Source organism: Vibrio hepatarius (genome assembly GCF_011806575.1).
Lineage (GTDB): Bacteria > Pseudomonadota > Gammaproteobacteria > Enterobacterales > Vibrionaceae > Vibrio > Vibrio hepatarius_A.
Genome location: NZ_JAATOO010000042.1, coordinates 1 through 19,408, shown reverse-complemented (window position 1 = coordinate 19,408; position 19,408 = coordinate 1). Strand labels below are relative to the sequence as shown.

The window sequence follows — 19,408 nt, the reverse complement described above, 5'->3', positions numbered from 1 at the left end:
GCAACCTTGCCAAGGTTGAGGTCACGAGTTCGAACCTCGTGTGTCGCTCCAATTGATAGCCTTCATCGTGCTTAACGATGACAAGTGCAACCACTCATTTATCAGAGTGCAACCTAGCAAAGGTTGAGGTCACGCCTTTTTGTTTATGAATAGGGAACCTCGTGTGTCGCTCCAATTGATAGCCTTCATCGTGCTTAACGGTGACAAAACGCGACACTAGCTCAGTTGGTAGAGCGCAACCTTGCCAAGGTTGAGGTCACGAGTTCGAACCTCGTGTGTCGCTCCAATTGATAGCCTTCATCGTGCTTAACGATGACAAGTGCAACCACTCATTTATCAGAGTGCAACCTAGCAAAGGTTGAGGTCACGCCTTTTTGTTTATGAATAGGGAACCTCGTGTGTCGCTCCAATTGATAGCTCTCATCGTGCTAAACGGTGACAAAGTACAACGCTGACTCAATATCAAGCGTTGTTCTCTTCTTCAAACGATAAATCGTTTGGACCGGTCTCTAGACCACCGCTCTTTATGCTAATGCTGAGAAGCATCAACCCAAAAATTCATAAATAGTCCTCCTGAACTCAGGTGGGCGTTTTTATGTCTTTAATAACCTATCCAGCACGCGATGTGCTCAACTATCAAGTCTATGACAAGCCTCGGTGAGTCAGGGGTTCCTATATCAGTCAACAGACTTATCCACAGAAACTTGTATGTGGATAACTTGGTGGGTAACCTGAATTTACGCTCTGTATAACCGCAATTTCAAACGATCTTTTACCTAGTTATGGTTTTTCTAGTATAGGTGACTTCTGTTTAACTTGTTGATTTTTAAGTTAAATGTCATTATTTCAACATGATTTTATGACACTTTGTTCGATCATTAAGTGGTTGTTCTTTGATCCTAGTCATTTGTTAGGAATGTGATTAACTTTTTCACACGTGACAAAACCAGTAACGTTTCTGATTTTTTTCCACATTGACAATTTTAGATCTGAATCAAACTTTCGGATGGCTATTCAGGCAGGGTTTATGCATCTCTAGGCAAGCCTTTTTGAATGATGCGAATCAATCGCCCGTGTTTACTGGTCTCGCTATATGGTAGTTGCAACAACTGCTGTGCCAATGCCCAATCAATATGTTGGTCGAGAACATCACTCAATCCTCGTCTCGATTCCAACGCACTAACAATGCTTTCCGAATAAGGTGCGTTTCCCATGGCAACCGAGAGATTTCTTAGCCATTGTAAATGCCCTATACGACGGATTGGTGAACCTTCCATATTCTTAAGAAATTCTGCTTCTGACCAGTTAAATAGGCTGACCAAGTCAGGGCTGTTGAACGAAGGTCTGCGATGGAAGTCCTCTTGCTGGGTCAGTTCGGCAAATCGATTCCATGGGCACACCAGTTGGCAATCATCGCAGCCGTAAATACGGTTTCCCATCGCTTTGCGAAACTCTTCAGGAATCACACCGTCAAACTCGATGGTTAAGTATGAAATGCAACGACGTGCGTCGACAATTCCTTCTTCGACAATCGCCTGAGTTGGACAAGAAGTCATACAAGCAGTGCATTTTCCGCAGTCGCTTTGCTTAGCTTCATCAACAGGAAGTGGAATATCGACCAGTAGCTCACCAAGAAAGAACCATGAGCCACACTCTTTATCGAGGATGAGTGAGTGTTTACCTGTCCAGCCCAATCCCGCTTTTTGTGCGAGTGGACGTTCCAGCAATGGCGCAGAATCCACAAAGGGTCGGTAGCCAAGTTGGCCGACTTCTTGTTCGATCTTCTGTCCAAGCTTCTTTAGCTGGTTTCTCACGAGCTTATGATAGTCACGTCCAAGCGCGTAGCGACTGATGTAGGCTTGGGTTGGATCAGAGAGGTTAGCGGCAAACTGAGCGTGTGGCGGCAGGTAATCCATACGAGCACTAATTACTCGAACGGTTCCCGGTAGCAGCTCTGCAGGGCGAGCACGCATCATACCGTGGCGAGCCATCCAGTCCATTTCGCCATGATAGCCAGCGTCTAGCCATTTTTGCAGCTCTGCTTCATGTTCACTTAAGTCAACATCGCAGATACCGACTTTTTGAAACCCAAGTTCTTGGGCCCAAACTTTGATCTTGTCTGCAAGCTCTTGGTAGTTCATGCTGGTGGCTCTGGCTAATGGGGAGCGGATCTTAACGGATCTTATACCTAGGATCTAGCAAGTATGGTCTCACTAATTGAAAGAAATCACCGATTTTGGCTTTTACTTACACAACAGATCTTGTCTCTCAATTCCAACCCAGTTTACTATTCCTGTTCTTTTGAGTTTTATATAGTCACAAATTAGAGATCGATCTTCATGAGCACCAAACAATTTGCCCTCAAAGATGAGCAAGCCACCATTCAGTTAGGGACATCGCTGGCAAACCTATGTTCTCAGCAGACCACGATTTACCTACATGGGGATCTCGGTGCAGGGAAGACGACGTTCAGTCGCGGCTTTGTTCGTGCGCTTGGCCACCAAGGGAACGTTAAAAGCCCGACATACACGTTAGTAGAGCCGTACCAATTGGATCAATGGCAGGTGTACCATTTCGATCTCTACCGTTTAGCGGATCCAGAAGAGTTAGAATTCATGGGAATCCGTGATTACTTTACACCGGATGCTATTTGTTTGGTCGAGTGGCCAGAGAAAGGTGAAGGGATTCTGCCTTCAGCAGATCTGGATATTGAATTACGTTATAACGGCGAGTCTCGCGTAGCGTTACTTACTGCGAATAACGAATATGGTTCTCAATTACTTGAGCAGTTGGAGTTATGTTAATCAGTAAACTGTTACGAGCTACATTTTTTCCTATTCTTTTAGCTCTTTCACTATTACCGACGTGGGTTATGGCTAATGCTCTGGAGGGAATCCGAGTATGGCCGTCTCCAGATGAAACCCGTGTAGTGATCGACCTGAAATCTGAAGCTGATTACAGCTATTTTACTCTGAGTTCTCCAGAGCGTCTGGTTGTGGATCTGAAACAAACCACGCTGACAACTAAGTTACCGATCAATGTAACGGATAGCCCAGCGATAAAGAAGATCCGCAAAAGTTCCCCGCCTGAGAAAACCACCTCACGCTTGGTTTTTGAGTTAAAGAAGAAGGCGTCACCTCAGCTATTTAAGTTAGCTCCGACTCCTGGTGGTCAGTATGGCCATCGCCTCGTCATTGATATTCCGCACGATGCAAACACTCAGTCTTCTGCATCAAGTAGCCAAGCATCAAGTTCGAGCAGTAGCTCGGTAAGCCGTGATGCGTCACAATTGCTGGGTAGTGCAGAGATTGTTGTTGCGATCGATGCTGGCCATGGCGGTGAAGATCCAGGCTCGATTGGTCCATCGAGAAAATACGAAAAACACGCTACTTTAGCGGTGTCAAAGAAGGTCGCAGACCAGCTTAACGCCGTACCTGGAATGAAAGCGGTATTGACTCGACGCGGTGATTACTTCGTCAACCTCAACAAGCGTTCTGAAATCGCACGTAAGAATAAGGCCCATTTGTTGGTTTCGATTCACGCCGATGCGTTCCGTTCGCCTAAACCTCGAGGTGGTTCGGTGTTTGTTCTCAATACTCGACGCGCTAATACTGAAATCGCGCGTTGGGTTGAAAACCATGAAGCACAATCTCAGTTGTTAGGTGGTGCGGGTGAAGTGTTAGCAAAGAATACCAACGATAAAAACATCAGTCAGACGCTCTTGGATCTTCAATTCAGTCATTCGCAAAAAGAAGGTTATAAAGTCGCGACCAAGATCCTTGGTGAGATGAAACGTCAGGGCATCTACCTACATAAAAAAGAGCCTGTGAATGCTAGCCTTGCGGTATTAAAATCACCAGACATTCCGTCGGTACTAGTTGAAACGGGTTTCATCTCCAACCCGTCCGAAGAACGATTACTGTTTCAACGTAGTCATCAAGACAAGCTAGCTCGTTCACTGTCGAAGGCTATTGTTCAGTACTTTGAAGCCAACCCACCAGAAGGCACTTTATTTGCCAACCGCGGCAAAGCGATCAAACACAAAGTCTCGAAAGGTGAGTCATTATCGGTTATCGCTAAGAAATATGGCACCAGCACCAGTGCGATCAAGCAAGCGAACAAACTCAAGAGCAACAGCATTCGCATTGGTCAGGTATTGACGATCCCGGGTGGTAAAGTTCAGATCACGGTACCTGAAATCTCGAACCCAGTCGAAACTAGGCGAATCACTCACGTGGTACAACGTGGCGAATATCTTGGTATGATCGCGTCGCGCTACAAAGTGTCGGTAGCGAATATTAAACGCGAAAACAAACTCAAGTCTGACACGCTGAAACTGGGGCAAAAGCTACAGATTACCGTTAGCATGAAAGACCAACCGGTGCGTAAGCACAAAGTGAAACGAGGTGAGTTCTTGGGCAAGATTGCCAGCCAATACAATATCAGCGTCAGTAGCCTACGTAAGGCCAATAATTTGCGCAGCGATAGTTTGGCGGTCGGTCAGGTTCTTATTATCCCAAACAACTGATTGTTGATGATTAAGCATGACGATTAAAATTCTGCCAGCCCGCTTGGCCAACCAAATTGCCGCGGGGGAAGTTGTAGAAAGACCCGCTTCAGTAGTGAAAGAGCTGGTCGAAAATAGCCTAGACTCCGGTGCTAACCGAATCGATATTGATATCGAAAAAGGTGGCGCTAAGCTGATCCGTGTGCGCGACAATGGTAAAGGCATCGATAAAGATGAACTCGGTTTAGCGTTAAGTCGTCATGCAACCTCGAAGATTCATACCTTAGACGATTTAGAAGCTATCATGAGCTTGGGTTTTCGCGGCGAAGCACTAGCAAGTATTAGCTCGGTCTCGCGTTTAACCATCACTTCGCGTCCGGTTACACAAGAGCAAGCTTGGTCCGCTATTACTGAAGGACGAGAAATGGAGGTCAAACTCCAACCAACCGCTCATCCAGTCGGAACGTCGGTGGAAGTTTTGGACTTGTTCTTCAATACTCCAGCTCGCCGAAAATTCCTTCGTACTGAAAAGACCGAGTTCGCGCACATTGACGAGCTGCTAAAACGTATTGCACTTAGCCGTTTTGACGTGACTATCAACCTCAGACACAACGGCAAAATGGTCAAACAGTACCGCGCAGCGAAAACCGAAGCTCAGTACGAAAAGCGCATCGCTGCGGTATGCGGGAATAGCTTTGTACGTCATATGCTGAAGATCGAACTGGAGCACCAAGGATTAAAGTTGCATGGCTGGATCACTACGCCGGAAGGTGCGCGTCAGCAAAGTGATTTACAGTACTGCTACGTTAATGGCCGCATGATGCGCGACAAGCTGATCAATCACGCGATTCGTCAGAGCTACGAAACCAGTCTTAGACCGGATCAATTTGCCACCTATGTGCTCTTCATTGAGATTGATCCTCACCAAGTGGATGTCAACGTTCATCCGGCAAAACATGAAGTGCGCTTCCATCAAGCGCGTTTGGTGCATGATTTTATTTATCAGGCGTTGAGTGACGGTTTGGCGCAAAGTGCTCATATCGATAAACCAGAAATCAATCATTCGGCATTTCATCACCAGGAGCAGCAATCAGCGCAAGAGTCTCAAAGTGCGAGTGACGAGGTTGCGCCTTCAACCGTTCCTGAGCAGGTGTACCAAGCGATCGAACAGACGCCAAGTTATCCTCGTAAGCAAGGTGGATCGTTTGAGCCACGCACAGACTCCGCTAGCGACACTCAGATCAGAGAGTCGTTTTCTGGTACTAATTGGGTGGAATCTCGCCCTGCCAGTAAGCCAAATAAGCCAGAGCGTTATAGTGAGCCGGCGCCGAGCCAGCGTGAAGTAAAAGCGTATAAAGAGCTACTACAAACGCCTGACTTTGAGCCACCCCATCTTGCACCTCGAGCGAATGAAGTAACCGAAACTCACGTTATTGAAGCTCCGATAGAAAGTCTAGGTAAAGCGGTGTGTATCGTTGCTGGTCAGTATTTGATGATGGCAGATAAACAAGGGGCGCGATTGGTATCGCTTGTTAGAGCCGAATGGCTAAGAACTTTAGGTCAACTGTCACCAAGCGAAGAAGGGTTGAAATCTCAACCTCTGTTAGTGCCGCTTTCGCTTAAGTTGGAGACAGAGCAAAAGCAAGCCGCTGAGCTGCAAAAAACGCTCTTCGCGACACTGGGTATTGAGCTTAAACCACGCAGTGCCAACGCATTGATGGTAATGGGTGTGCCACAACCACTCAGGCAGCAAAATCTACAGCAATTAATTCCAGATCTGTTATCTTACGCGGCTTCACAAGCACAAGGTGATGTGAACTTTTCGCATCAACAGTTATCTCACTGGTTAGCGAATCAAGTCACTCAGGTGAAAACCGACTACACTTTGTCGGAAGCTATTCAAATCATCGCTGAAGTAGAGCAGATGTGGCAGGGAAGGCTACCTCTTCAGGATAAGAATTTTGTAAGAACTGTCGACTTCACTGCGACGATTGCAGCATTAGAATTATGAAAAAAGAATTACCTTTGGCACTGTTTTTAATGGGGCCAACCGCATCAGGCAAAACTGAACTGGCGATACGCTTGCGTCAAAAATACCCTGTAGAAATCATTTCGGTTGATTCCGCGTTGATCTACAAAGGGATGGACATTGGTACGGCAAAACCTGACGCGATTGAGCAGTCGTTAGCGCCGCATCGTTTGATCGATATTCTCGATCCGAGCGAAGCCTATTCGGCCGCAGACTTTAGACGCGATGCGTTGAATGAAATGAACAAGATCGTCGAGCAGGGAAAAATCCCACTGTTGGTCGGTGGAACCATGCTGTATTACAAGGCGTTATTAGAGGGTTTATCTCCTTTACCGGCTGCAAACCCTGAAGTGCGTCAGCAAATCGAGCAAGAGGCGTTGACTCTTGGTTGGGAGGTACTGCACGATCAACTTAAGCAAATCGATCCTGTTTCAGCTCAAAGAATTCACCCGAATGATCCACAAAGACTTTCAAGAGCATTGGAAGTTTATCGGATTTCAGGTAAAACACTGACTGAGCTAACTCAAACCAAAGGGGAATCTCTGCCGTTTAGAGTGAAGCAGTTTGCTATAGCTCCCAAGGAAAGGGCTGAACTCCACCGTCGTATCGAATTGCGCTTCGAGAAAATGATGGAAGCTGGATTTGAAGAAGAAATGAAAGCGTTGTACGCCAGAAAAGATCTTCATCCAGATTTACCGTCGATCCGTTGCGTTGGATATCGACAAATGTGGGACTATTTGGATGGGAATTGCACTTTAGATGACGCTATTTTTAAAGGCATCTGTGCAACCCGCCAATTGGCCAAGCGACAAATTACCTGGTTGCGCAGCTGGGATAATTTAACTTGGTTAGATAGCGAAAATATAGACGCAGCGTTAGAAACTGTTTCAAATGCAATAGCATCGGAAGGTTTTAGCTGTGTATAATGTGATCGCTTTTGCGTGAATGTACCCTGTAAAGGATCTGTTACTTGAAATTTCGATGTAAAGTCGTCATAACAGGTAGGGACAGGGCGTTTTTTTATTCGTTTAGCTCAGATGCAAAGGCCGCACCTTTAATGCAGCACCACTAGCTAAATAACTAAAACAAAATTACAAAATAAGGAAAATAAAATGGCTAAGGGGCAATCTCTACAAGACCCATTCTTAAATGCATTACGTCGTGAACGTATTCCAGTGTCAATCTACCTTGTAAACGGAATTAAACTACAAGGTCAGATCGAATCGTTTGACCAGTTTGTTATCTTGCTGAAGAACACAGTAAACCAGATGGTATACAAGCACGCGATTTCTACAGTCGTGCCTGCACGTCCGGTTAGCCACCACAGTGGTGAGCGTCCTCAAGGTGGTGATCGTCAGCAAGAAAAATCAGAAGATTAATTCTCTGAACAATAACACCATCAGTAAATTAAGGAGTTGATTGCTTGTTTGACCGTTATGAAGCCGGTGAGCGAGCCGTACTTGTTCATATCAACTTCACGCAAGAAGGGGAGTGGGAAGATCTCAGCGAGTTTGAAATGCTGGCGTCTTCAGCTGGAGTTTCTACGTTACAAGTTGTAACCGGAAGCCGCCAGTCACCACACCCTAAATACTATGTCGGAGAGGGTAAAGCCCAAGAAATTGCCCAAGCAGTGCAACTCGCTGGGGCAGATATTGTGATTTTCAATCACGCCCTCTCTCCTGCCCAAGAACGTAACCTTGAAGCGCTATGTAAGTGTCGAGTACTTGACCGTACTGGTTTGATCCTTGATATCTTCGCCCAGCGCGCCCGAACTCATGAAGGTAAATTACAAGTTGAGCTTGCTCAGCTTCGTCATATTTCAACTCGATTGATCCGCGGTTGGACCCACCTTGAAAGACAAAAAGGTGGTATCGGTTTACGTGGTCCAGGTGAAACTCAGTTAGAAACTGACCGACGTTTATTGCGTGATCGTATTAAAGCGATTTTGCGTCGACTAGAAAAAGTCGCAAAGCAGCGTGAACAAGGTCGCCGAGCTAGAAGTCGAGCGGAAATCCCAACAATCTCCCTGGTTGGTTATACCAACGCAGGGAAATCGACGCTGTTTAACCGAATCACAGCGGCAGGCGTATACGCGGCAGACCAATTGTTTGCTACGTTAGACCCTACCCTACGTAAAATTGATTTAGCGGATGTAGGTCCGGCTATATTGGCTGATACCGTAGGATTTATTCGTCACTTGCCACACGATTTGGTCGCTGCGTTTAAAGCAACGCTTCAGGAAACGCAAGAAGCTGACATTTTGTTACATGTTGTTGATGCCAGTGATGAGCGTTTTCGTGAGAACATTCAAGCTGTCCATGACGTACTTGAAGAGATAGACGCGCACGAAGTGCCTACTCTGGTCGTTATGAACAAGATCGATAATCTCGAAGGCCAAAGACCTCGTATAGAAAGAGATGACGAAGGTGTCCCTCAGACTGTATGGGTGTCTGCAATGGAAGGCGAGGGTATTGAACTCTTGTTTGATGCTCTGACTGAGCGTCTGGCAAGCCAAATGGTTCAGTATCAATTGCGAATTCCGCCACAACATCAAGGCAGGCTTCGCAGTATATTCTTCCAGATGAAATGTATTCAGCAGGAAGAGTATGATCAGGACGGTAACTTGTTGATTAATGTTCGCATGCAGCAAGTAGATTGGTCTAGACTTGAAAAAAGAGAAGAGGCAGATTTACGTGACTTTATAGTTACTTAAATGGCTGCTACAGTATAACGTCATATCAAATGATGGAGCTTTCTAATGGCGTGGAATGAGCCTGGTAATAACAACGGCGACAATGGCCGCGATAATGACCCTTGGGGTAATAATAATCGTGGTAACAAAGGTGGCCGTGATCAAGGACCGCCAGACTTGGACGAAGTGTTTAATAAACTGAGTCAGAAACTGGGTGGAAAGTTTGGTGGTAAAGGTGGCAAAGGCCCTTCTATCGGCGGTGGCGGTGCACTAGGTCTTGGTGTCATCGCAGCTATCGCGATAGCAGTTTGGGTCTTTTCTGGCTTTTACACCATCGGTGAAGCAGAACGTGGTGTAGTACTACGTCTGGGTAAATATGATCGCATCGTCGACCCTGGCCTTAACTGGCGCCCTCGCTTTATAGATGAAGTGACTCCAGTTAATGTTCAAGCGATTCGTTCACTGCGTTCATCTGGTCTTATGTTGACGAAAGATGAAAACGTCGTGACGGTTGCGATGGATGTTCAGTACCGTGTTGCTGACCCGTACAAATATCTATTCCGTGTGACCAACGCTGATGACAGCTTGCGCCAGGCAACAGATTCAGCTCTTCGTGCCGTGATTGGTGATTCTCTGATGGACAGTATTTTGACGGCTGGTCGTTTGTCTATTCGTCAAAACACTCAAATCACGCTTGAAAATATTGTTGCCAGCTACGACATGGGTATCGAAGTCGTCGCAGTTAACTTTGAAGACGCTCGTCCACCAGAAGAAGTCAAAGATGCATTCGATGATGCGACTGCTTCTCGAGAAGATGCTCAAAGGTTTAAGCGTGAAGCGGAAGCCTATCAAAATGACATCATTCCTAAAGCAAAAGGTCGAGCTGAACGTTTGTTGAAAGAAGCGTTGGGTTACAGTGAACGTATCGTGAATGGTGCAATGGGTGAAGTCGCTCAATTTGAGAAATTACTCCCTGAGTATCAGCAGTCTCCGGAAGTGACGCGTAATCGTCTCTACTTAGATGCGATGGAACAAGTGTATTCAAATACATCTAAGGTGCTGATTGATTCAGAATCAAGCGGTAATTTGCTTTACCTTCCTATCGATAAGCTGAAAGATGGCCAAGCGAATTCGAAGAGCGGCCCTATCAAAGAAACGTCGACTTATGACCAGATTGAATTGGAGCCTAAATTGAACCAGCAGGGTAATGACTCCACATCTCGTTCTACATCACGTCAAGGGAGATATTAAGAATGCGTAAGTTAATGATCCCTGTATTAGTTGTTGCATTGGCACTGATGTTAATGTCGCTATTTGTTATCCCTGAAGGTGAGCGTGGCATCGTAATTCGATTCGGCCGTGTATTGAAAGACAACAATGAGATCGCTCGTATCTACGAGCCGGGTCTGCATTTCAAAATGCCATTGTTTGACCGTGTCAAAACGCTTGATGCGCGTATCCAGACCATGGACGGCCGCTCTGACCGTTTCGTAACGTCTGAGAAAAAAGACGTGATCATCGATTCGTACGTAAAATGGCGTATTGAAGACTTCGGTCAGTATTACTTAGCGACAGGTGGTGGTAACGCACTAACCGCTCAAACACTATTGAGTCGTAAAGTAACGGACGTATTGCGTTCTGAAATCGGTTCGCGTGAAATCAAACAGATTGTTTCTGGTCCACGTAATGATGACATATTACCTGACAGTGCTGATAGCGATGTGGTCACGACAGAAGCGGCGAAGCAAGCGCTAGAAGTCGATGGTGAGCGCGATATCATTATGAAGAACGTTCTTAATGATACTCGTAAAGATGCGATGGAAGATTTGGGTATTCATGTATTCGATTTTCGAATGAAAAAGATCAACCTACCTGACAGTATCAGCAAGTCTATCTATGACCGAATGAGAGCTGAACGTGAGTCGGTTGCAAGACAGTTCCGTTCACAAGGCCGCGAGCAAGCTGAGATCATCCGTGCTCAGGCTGAGCTAGAGGTCGCGACTATTCTGGCCGAAGCTGATAAATCTGCTCGAGTCACTCGTGGTGGTGCTGATGCAAAGGCTGCGAAGATCTACGCAGAAGCGTATAACAAAGACCCAGAGTTCTATAGCTTCATTCGTTCTTTACGCGCCTACCAATCATCATTTAGTGATAAGAGTGATATTCTTGTATTAGATCCGAAGAGTGATTTCTTCAAATACATGAATAACGTAGCGGGTGCAGAAGCGAAATAACCGTATTTTTATTGTATAAAGGCTCCATTATGGAGCCTTTATTTTTTTGAGAATAAGAAAATGTCTAATTCACTTTGGCTAGCGTTGGGCTTGGTATTGATCGTCGAAGGGTTGGGTCCGCTGCTTGCCCCAAATGGCTGGCGGAATATGGTGGCAGAACTGAGTCGTCAGCCAGATAATCAACTGCGAAGAATTGGTGGTTGCTTAGTCGTGGCGGGGGCGGTGATCGCTTATTGCTTCAGTTAAGTTAATCACCGCCGACAGATTAGTAGTGCGGTGGTGGTGTTTCTTCAGAGGGATCGGCTAAGTTAGACGAATCCATATTCTTCACTTTTCCAACTACGTACTTCATTTGATCTTGCATCTTAGTGATCAGCAGTTGCTGCTGACTCAATGCGTCATTGAGTGACTCAATCGTTTGTTCTTGAAACGCAAGTTGACACTCTAAGTCGTTGATGCGGTTTTCCAACTGTTCAATGTATTTCTCGTTCATATCAGGTCAACAGCCTCTAATAATCTACTTGCCAAGCTTGAGCGATCCCGGCGGATGTCGCGGAGATCACGCGGTTTTGATTGTCAAAGGCTGCATCATACACGACCGCGCGAGGAGGGCGAGTATCTTTTAACGGCTCGGCTTCAAATCCATCCACTCGCTTACCGCTCTCCACATCCCAAACCATAATGCGGCTCGACGGCGTACCCGTTACCAGATATTTCCCGTCGTCAGAGAAGCGTGCGGTCGAAAAGATCAGTTGGCGTGAAAAGCTCTTTAACTCAGACACCATTGCTCCGGTTTGTAAGTTCCAGATTCTGGCTTGATTGCCACCGTCCGAGGTAAAAGCTAATTTGCCATCTCTTTGCAGTGCCACGCGGTTAATGCGTTGTTCGTGTTCAAATTTTTGTAGGATTTGTCCTGTTTCTGTGTCCCACAGATACGCGACATAGTCGTTCCCGCCAGACAGGGCGTAGCGTCCGTTAGGTGAAATCGAAACTGAGTTAATTTTTTCGTTATGGGCAAGGAACTCTAAGCGACGCCCAGTGACTAAATTGACGTAGATGGCTTTACCGTTGGATAAGCCAAGTAGGACTTGTTCGCCGTTGCTGGTGATATCGATGTCTCGAATCAAACCATCAGATATTGACCACAATCCTTCGGCTTGAGTCCAGGCTAAGTCCCAAACGGCAAAGTTCATCTGCGTTGCGGTGACGGCAAAGCGCCCGTTATCTGAGATGCGGATATGTGAGACCGTATTGGCCTGTGGGTCTTGTGCTCCCAAAGAAGCAAGCTTTTGATTTTCGTACAAATCCCAAAGCACCAATTGGTGTTCTTTGGAATAGAGAAGGGCGAAACGAGCATCGCGACTTAAAGCGAAGCTGGTGGAACCTTGTGGTTCGAGATTCCAACGCTGCTGATCATTTGAGGAGAAAAAACAGCCATTTAACGCTGTGATGACAACCGCAACGAGTAGAGAGTTATAAATTATTCGCATCAAGTCCAATTATCCACTTGGTTTACGTTTATTTCATACACATATTGGTTATATTGGTACAACATGCAAATGCACACCAGTCTTTCTTAAAGATTTGTGCACAAAGACAAAATGTCCAAATTGGAGAGTTCAATGAAATCATTTTTTAAAGTGTCACTGCTTGCAGCAACGGTTGCATTAGCTGTTGGCTGCCAAAAAGAAGAAGAGCCAAAAACAGAAGCTGCACCAGCTGCAGAAGTCGTTCAAGCGGAAACAGGCAAAGCGGTTCACTTTAAAACCGAAGATGACAAAGCGGCTTACGCAATTGGTGTCTCTTTTGCTAACTACCTAAACACTAGCCTTGATAAGCCGAATGAAATCGGCATCACGCTAAACAAAGACCTAGTGCTGAAAGGTATCGAACACGTTTTTGCAGGCAACCCTGAGCTTAACGAAGAAGAAACTCGCGCTGCGCTAGAAGCGTTGGATAAGCGCGTGGCTGAAACCATGCAGAAACAAGCGGCTGAAAAAGCAGAAGTTGCAAAGAAAGCTGGCGATGAATTCCGCGCAGAGTTTGAAAAACAAGAAGGCGTGAAGAAAACTGAATCTGGTCTGCTTTACCAAGTGCTAACACCTGCTGAAGGCGAAATGCCGAAAGATACTGATACTGTACAAGTTCATTACAAAGGAACATTGACAGACGGTACTCAGTTCGACAGTTCTTACGATCGTGGTGAACCAGCAACATTCCCGCTAAACCGAGTGATCTCTGGTTGGACAGAAGGCGTTCAATTGATGCCTGTTGGATCTAAGTTCAAGTTCGTTATCCCGCCAGAACTGGCGTATGGCGCGCAAGACACACCAACGATTCCAGCGAACTCAACGCTAGTCTTCGAAGTTGAGCTACTGAAAATCGATAACGGTGAAGGCGAAGAAGCTGCTAAGTAAGCTTTTTCCAATTAAATGAATGAAAGGTCTGACAATTGTCAGACCTTTTTTTGTTCTGGCACGCAGTTGCGGCTTTAATTATTTGTTCTAAATCACTAGATGACCGTATAGCTAGGTGTTCTCTTCAAAATTTCTGATAAACTTACACCAATTTGTTGATTTTTCGCTCGAAGGCTTAAACGTGACAACTACAGAAACAGTAAACACGGATATGTTGCTCGAAATGGAATCTGTTAATGTGATGCCATTTAGTGAGCACGATAAAATTATTCTTAGATCGTATGAAGCGGTAGTTGATGGCATTGCTAGCCTGATTGGACCATTCTGTGAAATCGTTCTTCACTCACTGGAAGATTTGAATACGTCGGCGATCAAAATCGCCAACGGGGAAAACACCGGTCGTCAGGTAGGATCGCCGATCACTGATATCGCGCTAAGAATGCTGAAAGATATTGAAGGTTCTGAGCGTAATTTTTCACGTTCGTACTTTACCCGTGCCAAAGGTGGCGTGTTGATGAAGTCGATCACGGTTGCTATCCGTAATGGTGAAAATCGCGTCATCGGTCTACTATGTGTCAACGTCAACTTAGACGCGCCTTTCTCTCAGGTATTACAGTCTTTCATGCCAACGGAAGAAGCCAAACAAGCGGCGTCATCGGTGAACTTTGCCAGTGACGTTGAAGAGCTGGTGGACCAAACCGTAGAGCGCACGATTGAAGAGATCAATGCGGACAAGTCCGTATCGAACAATACCAAGAACCGTCAGATCGTTATGGAGCTGTACGACAAAGGTATTTTTGATATCAAAGATGCGATTAACCGAGTCGCTGACCGTTTGAACATCTCTAAACACACCGTTTATCTTTATATTCGTCAGCGTAAAACTGAGGATGAAGAGAGTTGAGCCACTTAACTTATAGCTTAGTGGTCAATGGCTCGGTTTACGGTAGCCAATCGGCGCGCAGTGCATATCAGTTCGCCAAAGCCGTCATTGAACAAGGGCATACCTTAGTCAGTGTATTCTTTTATCAAGATGGTGTGACGAATGGTACCGCGCTGAGTGTGCCAGCAAATGATGAGTTTGACCTGAGCAAAGCGTGGCAAGAGCTCGCTCTGCAACACCACGTTCGTTTGGAAACGTGTGTGGCAGCGGCTTTGCGTCGCGGTATCGTCAGTGAGGACGAAGCTAGCCAGCATGGGCTGGCACAAAGCAACTTGGCGGAAGGATTTACCCAAGCAGGATTAGGCAGCTTAGCGGAAGCCATGCTAACCCAAGACAGAGTGGTACAGTTTTGAGCCAGTTAACTTACCTATTTCGTAGTGCGCCACATGGCAGCGCTGCTGGACGAGAGGGCGTGGATGCGCTGCTTGCGGCTTCGGCGTATTGTGAAGATATCAGCGTTATCTTTATCGGTGATGGCGTGTATCAGTTACTACAAGGCCAGCAACCTGCAGGCATATTGAGTAAAGATTACGCTCCAATGTTGAAACTGTTTGACCTTTACGACATCGAGCAAGTTTATGTCTGTCAGTCTTCGTTAGCTGAGCGCGGTTTGGCGCAAGCGGATCTGGTTATCAATGCCGAAGTGTTGGACAGAGAGCAGCTGAAAGCCAAACTGCAGCAAGCAGATAAGCTGTTATCGTTCTGAGGATATCGCCATGTTACACATTATTAAATCAGAGCAAGCCTTAGCAGAAGCAGTGTTAGTTTGCGCTGAACAAGATGCGCTGATTCTTATCGAAGACGCGGTTTACTTAGTTAACCCGCTACACAAAAGTTTCGCTGCGCTGAAAGGGCTGAGTGTAGCTGCACTCGTTAGCGATATAGAAGCGCGTGGTATGGCCCAACGTGTCAGTCCATCCATCACTCAAGTCGACTACGCGGGCTTTGTTCAACTGACCGCGCAACATAGTACATCTCTCACTTGGAACTAGGTCTTTCCTCATGTGGTTTCTTCTTTACCTAGGAATGAAGCCATTGAACAAAAAAGATCCGTTTATTCCTTGACACACCTCTCACTGCTGCATAGAATTTTGCGTCCCTAACTGCAATGGCGGTTAGGGATAGATTTTTCACAAAGCTTACTTTTTAGTAATTTCAGGAGCTAGTTAATGGCAACTATTAACCAGTTGGTACGTAAGCCTCGTGCAAAGCAAGTTGTTAAAAGCAACGTGCCTGCACTAGAAGCGTGCCCGCAAAAACGTGGTGTATGTACTCGTGTTTACACTACTACACCTAAAAAACCTAACTCAGCACTTCGTAAAGTTTGTCGTGTACGTCTGACAAACGGTTTCGAAGTAACTTCGTACATCGGCGGTGAAGGTCACAACCTTCAAGAGCACTCAGTTGTTCTAATCCGTGGTGGTCGTGTTAAAGACCTTCCAGGTGTGCGTTACCACACTGTTCGCGGCGCACTAGACTGTGCTGGCGTAAATGACCGTAAACAAGGTCGTTCTAAGTACGGTGTGAAACGTCCTAAGTCTTAATGGAATCCGTTAAGTAAGGCCAAACACTAAATTATTTTTAATTTTTTGAAAAAACTGAAAAGTTTTGGATAAAACCTGAAGAAGACAACGGAGATAAATCCATGCCACGTCGTCGCGTTATTGGTCAGCGTAAGATCCTTCCAGATCCAAAGTTCAAATCTGAACTGCTGGCAAAATTCGTTAACATCCTAATGGTTGACGGTAAAAAATCTACTGCAGAGAAAATCGTTTACACTGCACTAGACACAATGGCTGAGAAATCTGGTAAAGATCACTTAGCTGTATTTGAAGAAGCTCTTGAAAATGTTCGCCCAGCGGTAGAGGTTAAATCTCGCCGTGTAGGTGGTTCAACTTACCAAGTACCAGTAGAAGTACGTCCGGTTCGCCGTAACGCACTTGCTATGCGTTGGGTAGTTGAAGCTGCGCGTAAGCGTGGTGAAAAATCTATGGCTGCTCGCCTAGCTGCTGAAATGCTAGATGCGTCAGAAAACAAAGGTACAGCTGTTAAGAAACGTGAAGACGTTCACCGTATGGCTGAAGCGAACAAAGCGTTTGCTCATTACCGTTGGTAATACCTTTCTAGTGCTGCGAGGTTCCTTGCAGCACTTCTTTAGTTCCTATGCCTATGCTAGGAACTATTGCTATATCTAGGGGATAGCATTTTTAGCTATAGCAATAGTCCCTATCTCTAAGTTAAGAGGATTCAATCGTGGCTCGCAAAACTCCTATTGAGCGCTACCGTAATATCGGTATCTGTGCTCACGTAGATGCAGGTAAAACAACCACTACTGAACGTATTCTGTTCTACACTGGTCTGTCTCATAAAATCGGTGAAGTTCACGATGGCGCTGCAACCATGGACTGGATGGAACAGGAGCAGGAACGTGGTATCACTATCACTTCTGCTGCGACGACTACCTTCTGGCGTGGTATGGAAGCACAATTCCAAGAACACCGCGTAAACATCATTGATACTCCTGGACACGTTGACTTTACTATCGAAGTAGAGCGTTCCCTTCGTGTACTTGATGGTGCTGTGGTAGTGTTCTGTGGCTCATCTGGTGTTGAACCTCAGTCTGAAACTGTATGGCGTCAAGCGGACAAATACCATGTTCCACGTATGGTGTTTGTTAACAAGATGGACCGTGCTGGTGCGGACTTCCTACGTGTTGTGGACCAAATCAAAAATCGTCTTGGTGCGAATCCTGTTCCAATCCAACTAAACGTTGGTGCAGAAGAGAACTTCAAAGGTGTTATCGACCTTATCAAGATGAAGATGATCAACTGGAATGAAGCCGACCAAGGCATGTCTTTCACTTACGAAGATATTCCAGCTGACATGCTCGAGCTTGCTGAAGAGTGGCGAAACAACCTAGTTGAATCTGCGGCGGAAGCTAGCGAAGAGCTGATGGACAAGTACCTTGAAGAAGGTGAATTGTCAGAGACAGAGATCAAACAAGGTCTTCGTACTCGTACACTAAATAACGAAATTGTATTGGCTACCTGTGGTAGTGCGTTCAAAAACAAAGGTGTACAAGCAGTACTAGACGCTGTTATCGAATTCTTGCCATCACCAGTCGATGTCCCTTCTATCAAAGGCATTGACGATAATGACAATGAAGTTGAGCGTCATGCAGACGACAACGAACCGTTTTCTGCACTAGCATTCAAGATTGCGACTGACCCATTTGTAGGTTCGCTGACTTTCATGCGCGTTTACTCGGGTGTGGTTAACTCAGGTGATGCGGTTTACAACTCTGTAAAAGGCAAGAAAGAACGTTTCGGTCGTATCGTTCAGATGCATGCCAACAAGCGTGAAGAAGTTAAAGAAGTTCGCGCGGGTGATATCGCAGCGGCTATCGGTCTGAAAGACGTAACGACAGGTGACACGCTGTGTGACCAGAACCATAAAGTGATTCTGGAGCGCATGGAGTTCCCTGAGCCAGTTATTCAGATTGCAGTAGAACCTCGTTCTAAGGCAGACCAAGAGAAAATGGGTATCGCGCTAGGTAAACTGGCTGCGGAAGACCCATCATTCCGCGTGGAAACGGACGACGAAACAGGTCAGACGCTGATCTCCGGTATGGGTGAACTTCACCTAGACATTATCGTTGACCGTATGAAGCGTGAATTCAACGTTGATTGCAATGTTGGTAAACCTCAAGTTGCTTATCGCGAAACCATTCGTGGTACAGCAGAAGTTGAAGGCAAGTTTGTTCGTCAATCTGGCGGTCGTGGTCAATACGGTCATGTATGGATCAAACTTGAGCCAGCTGAACTTGGTGAAGGTTTTGTCTTTGTTGACGAAATCGTGGGTGGTGCTGTTCCTAAGGAATACATCAGCTCGGTAGCGAAAGGTATCGAAGAGCAAATGAACAGTGGTGTTGTCGCGGGTTACCCTGTGTTAGACATCAAAGCAACATTGTTCGATGGTTCTTACCACGATGTTGACTCTAGCGAGATGGCGTTTAAGATCGCTGGCTCGATGGCATTCAAGAAAGGTTCACTTGAAGCGCAACCTGTGCTTCTAGAACCAATGATGAATGTTGAAGTAACAACACCTGAAGATTGGATGGGTGATGTTGTTGGTGACTTAAACCGTCGTCGCGGCATTATCGAAGGTATGGATGAAGGTGTGGCTGGTCTTAAGATCATCCGTGCTCAAGTGCCTTTGTCTCAGATGTTTGGTTACGCAACTGACTTACGTTCTGCAACTCAAGGTCGAGCGTCTTACTCTATGGAATTCCATGAGTATGCGGAAGTGCCGAAAAACTTTGCAGAAGCAATCATTGCAGAGCGTGGTTACTAATAAAACGCATTGATCCTTGAAAAGAGTGCTACTTTTTTTAAGATCGATACGTCCAAATATTGCGCTGACGGACGTTGGCGCATAAAATAGCAATTTCTGGCGCGTCGTCGATCAATAATGATCACGGCGAATCATAACTAGGAAGGAACACGATCGTGTCTAAAGAAAAATTTGAACGTACTAAACCGCACGTTAACGTTGGTACTATCGGCCACGTTGACCACGGTAAAACA

The 19,408-nt window shown here is 45.9% G+C and carries 20 protein-coding genes and 1 tRNA gene; 18 read left to right on the top strand and 3 right to left on the bottom strand.

Translation table 11 applies throughout. The features are described from left to right. Nucleotides 1–210: 210 nt before the first annotated feature. Nucleotides 211–286 (top strand) — tRNA-Gly (locus HCZ42_RS20785). Between the two features lie 739 nt (nt 287–1,025). On the opposite strand, the gene queG is transcribed toward HCZ42_RS20785, so the two are convergent. Then, nucleotides 1,026–2,141 carry a tRNA epoxyqueuosine(34) reductase QueG gene (queG, locus tag HCZ42_RS20780; protein ID WP_167422598.1) on the bottom strand — a complete coding sequence of 372 codons (1,116 nt, stop codon included), beginning with the start codon at nt 2,139–2,141 and terminating at the stop codon, nt 1,026–1,028. A gap of 198 nt (nt 2,142–2,339) precedes the next feature. Here queG and tsaE point away from each other — a divergent pair, with 198 nt between their 5' ends. The 9 genes from tsaE to HCZ42_RS20735 all read left to right on the top strand — a co-directional run bounded on the left by tsaE (nt 2,340) and on the right by HCZ42_RS20735 (nt 11,708). Further along, the gene (tsaE, locus tag HCZ42_RS20775; protein WP_167422597.1) at nt 2,340–2,804 is read left to right on the top strand and encodes a tRNA (adenosine(37)-N6)-threonylcarbamoyltransferase complex ATPase subunit type 1 TsaE; all 465 of its coding nucleotides are present in this window, start codon (nt 2,340–2,342) and stop codon (nt 2,802–2,804) included. After that, on the top strand, nt 2,798–4,528 hold the full coding sequence (locus HCZ42_RS20770; protein ID WP_167422596.1) for a LysM peptidoglycan-binding domain-containing protein: 1,731 nt from the start codon (nt 2,798–2,800) through the stop codon (nt 4,526–4,528). Before tsaE ends, HCZ42_RS20770 begins: the two co-directional genes overlap by 7 nt. 16 nt (nt 4,529–4,544) lie before the next feature. Next, a complete protein-coding gene (gene mutL / locus HCZ42_RS20765; RefSeq protein WP_167422595.1) occupies nt 4,545–6,518 on the top strand; it encodes a DNA mismatch repair endonuclease MutL in 1,974 nt (657 codons plus the stop codon). Then, nucleotides 6,515–7,462, top strand: a complete 948-nt coding sequence (gene miaA / locus HCZ42_RS20760) for a tRNA (adenosine(37)-N6)-dimethylallyltransferase MiaA (RefSeq protein WP_053411058.1) — start codon at nt 6,515–6,517, stop codon at nt 7,460–7,462. Before mutL ends, miaA begins: the two co-directional genes overlap by 4 nt. A 186-nt stretch (nt 7,463–7,648) precedes the next feature. After that, nucleotides 7,649–7,915, top strand: coding sequence for an RNA chaperone Hfq (gene hfq, locus HCZ42_RS20755; RefSeq protein ID WP_053411059.1), 267 nt, complete (start codon nt 7,649–7,651; stop codon nt 7,913–7,915). Nucleotides 7,916–7,959: 44 nt separating this feature from the next. Then, nucleotides 7,960–9,249, top strand: coding sequence for a ribosome rescue GTPase HflX (gene hflX / locus HCZ42_RS20750; RefSeq protein ID WP_167422594.1), 1,290 nt, complete (start codon nt 7,960–7,962; stop codon nt 9,247–9,249). Nucleotides 9,250–9,294: 45 nt separating this feature from the next. After that, nucleotides 9,295–10,479: an FtsH protease activity modulator HflK gene (gene hflK / locus HCZ42_RS20745; protein WP_167422593.1), complete on the top strand. Its 1,185-nt coding sequence runs from the start codon at nt 9,295–9,297 to the stop codon at nt 10,477–10,479. 2 nt (nt 10,480–10,481) lie between these two features. Beyond that, nucleotides 10,482–11,462 (top strand): protease modulator HflC, encoded by a 981-nt coding sequence (hflC, locus tag HCZ42_RS20740; protein ID WP_167422592.1) that lies wholly within the window; start codon nt 10,482–10,484, stop codon nt 11,460–11,462. Between the two features lie 60 nt (nt 11,463–11,522). Continuing rightward, entirely contained in the window at nt 11,523–11,708 is a 186-nt protein-coding gene (locus HCZ42_RS20735; RefSeq protein WP_167422591.1) for a DUF2065 domain-containing protein, read from the top strand. A 19-nt stretch (nt 11,709–11,727) separates the two neighbouring features. Here HCZ42_RS20735 and HCZ42_RS20730 read toward each other — a convergent pair whose 3' ends face one another. Together HCZ42_RS20730 and HCZ42_RS20725 are read right to left on the bottom strand one after the other, a co-directional pair. Next, nucleotides 11,728–11,955: a SlyX family protein gene (locus HCZ42_RS20730; protein ID WP_167422590.1), complete on the bottom strand. Its 228-nt coding sequence runs from the start codon at nt 11,953–11,955 to the stop codon at nt 11,728–11,730. Between the two features lie 16 nt (nt 11,956–11,971). Next, the gene (locus HCZ42_RS20725) at nt 11,972–12,952 is read right to left on the bottom strand and encodes a WD40 repeat domain-containing protein (RefSeq protein ID WP_167422589.1); all 981 of its coding nucleotides are present in this window, start codon (nt 12,950–12,952) and stop codon (nt 11,972–11,974) included. Nucleotides 12,953–13,084: 132 nt separating this feature from the next. On the opposite strand from HCZ42_RS20725, the gene fkpA reads away from it, so the two are divergent. The 8 genes from fkpA (at nt 13,085) to fusA (ending at nt 19,175) form a co-directional block, all read left to right on the top strand. Further along, complete coding sequence (gene fkpA, locus HCZ42_RS20720) at nt 13,085–13,879, top strand: FKBP-type peptidyl-prolyl cis-trans isomerase (RefSeq protein ID WP_167422588.1); 795 nt, start codon at nt 13,085–13,087, stop codon at nt 13,877–13,879. A gap of 181 nt (nt 13,880–14,060) precedes the next feature. Next, complete coding sequence (locus HCZ42_RS20715; RefSeq protein ID WP_053411066.1) at nt 14,061–14,783, top strand: helix-turn-helix transcriptional regulator; 723 nt, start codon at nt 14,061–14,063, stop codon at nt 14,781–14,783. Continuing rightward, on the top strand, nt 14,780–15,175 hold the full coding sequence (gene tusD / locus HCZ42_RS20710) for a sulfurtransferase complex subunit TusD (protein WP_167422587.1): 396 nt from the start codon (nt 14,780–14,782) through the stop codon (nt 15,173–15,175). The genes HCZ42_RS20715 and tusD overlap by 4 nt, the downstream gene beginning before the upstream one ends. Continuing rightward, on the top strand, nt 15,172–15,528 hold the full coding sequence (gene tusC / locus HCZ42_RS20705) for a sulfurtransferase complex subunit TusC (protein WP_167422586.1): 357 nt from the start codon (nt 15,172–15,174) through the stop codon (nt 15,526–15,528). The genes tusD and tusC overlap by 4 nt, the downstream gene beginning before the upstream one ends. 10 nt (nt 15,529–15,538) lie before the next feature. After that, on the top strand, nt 15,539–15,814 hold the full coding sequence (gene tusB, locus HCZ42_RS20700; protein WP_167422585.1) for a sulfurtransferase complex subunit TusB: 276 nt from the start codon (nt 15,539–15,541) through the stop codon (nt 15,812–15,814). Nucleotides 15,815–15,991: 177 nt separating this feature from the next. Beyond that, nucleotides 15,992–16,366, top strand: a complete 375-nt coding sequence (gene rpsL, locus HCZ42_RS20695; RefSeq protein ID WP_004399892.1) for a 30S ribosomal protein S12 — start codon at nt 15,992–15,994, stop codon at nt 16,364–16,366. 101 nt (nt 16,367–16,467) lie between these two features. Further along, nucleotides 16,468–16,938: a 30S ribosomal protein S7 gene (gene rpsG / locus HCZ42_RS20690; protein ID WP_053397177.1), complete on the top strand. Its 471-nt coding sequence runs from the start codon at nt 16,468–16,470 to the stop codon at nt 16,936–16,938. A 137-nt stretch (nt 16,939–17,075) separates the two neighbouring features. Continuing rightward, nucleotides 17,076–19,175 carry an elongation factor G gene (gene fusA / locus HCZ42_RS20685; RefSeq protein ID WP_167422584.1) on the top strand — a complete coding sequence of 700 codons (2,100 nt, stop codon included), beginning with the start codon at nt 17,076–17,078 and terminating at the stop codon, nt 19,173–19,175. Nucleotides 19,176–19,408 lie beyond the last annotated feature (233 nt).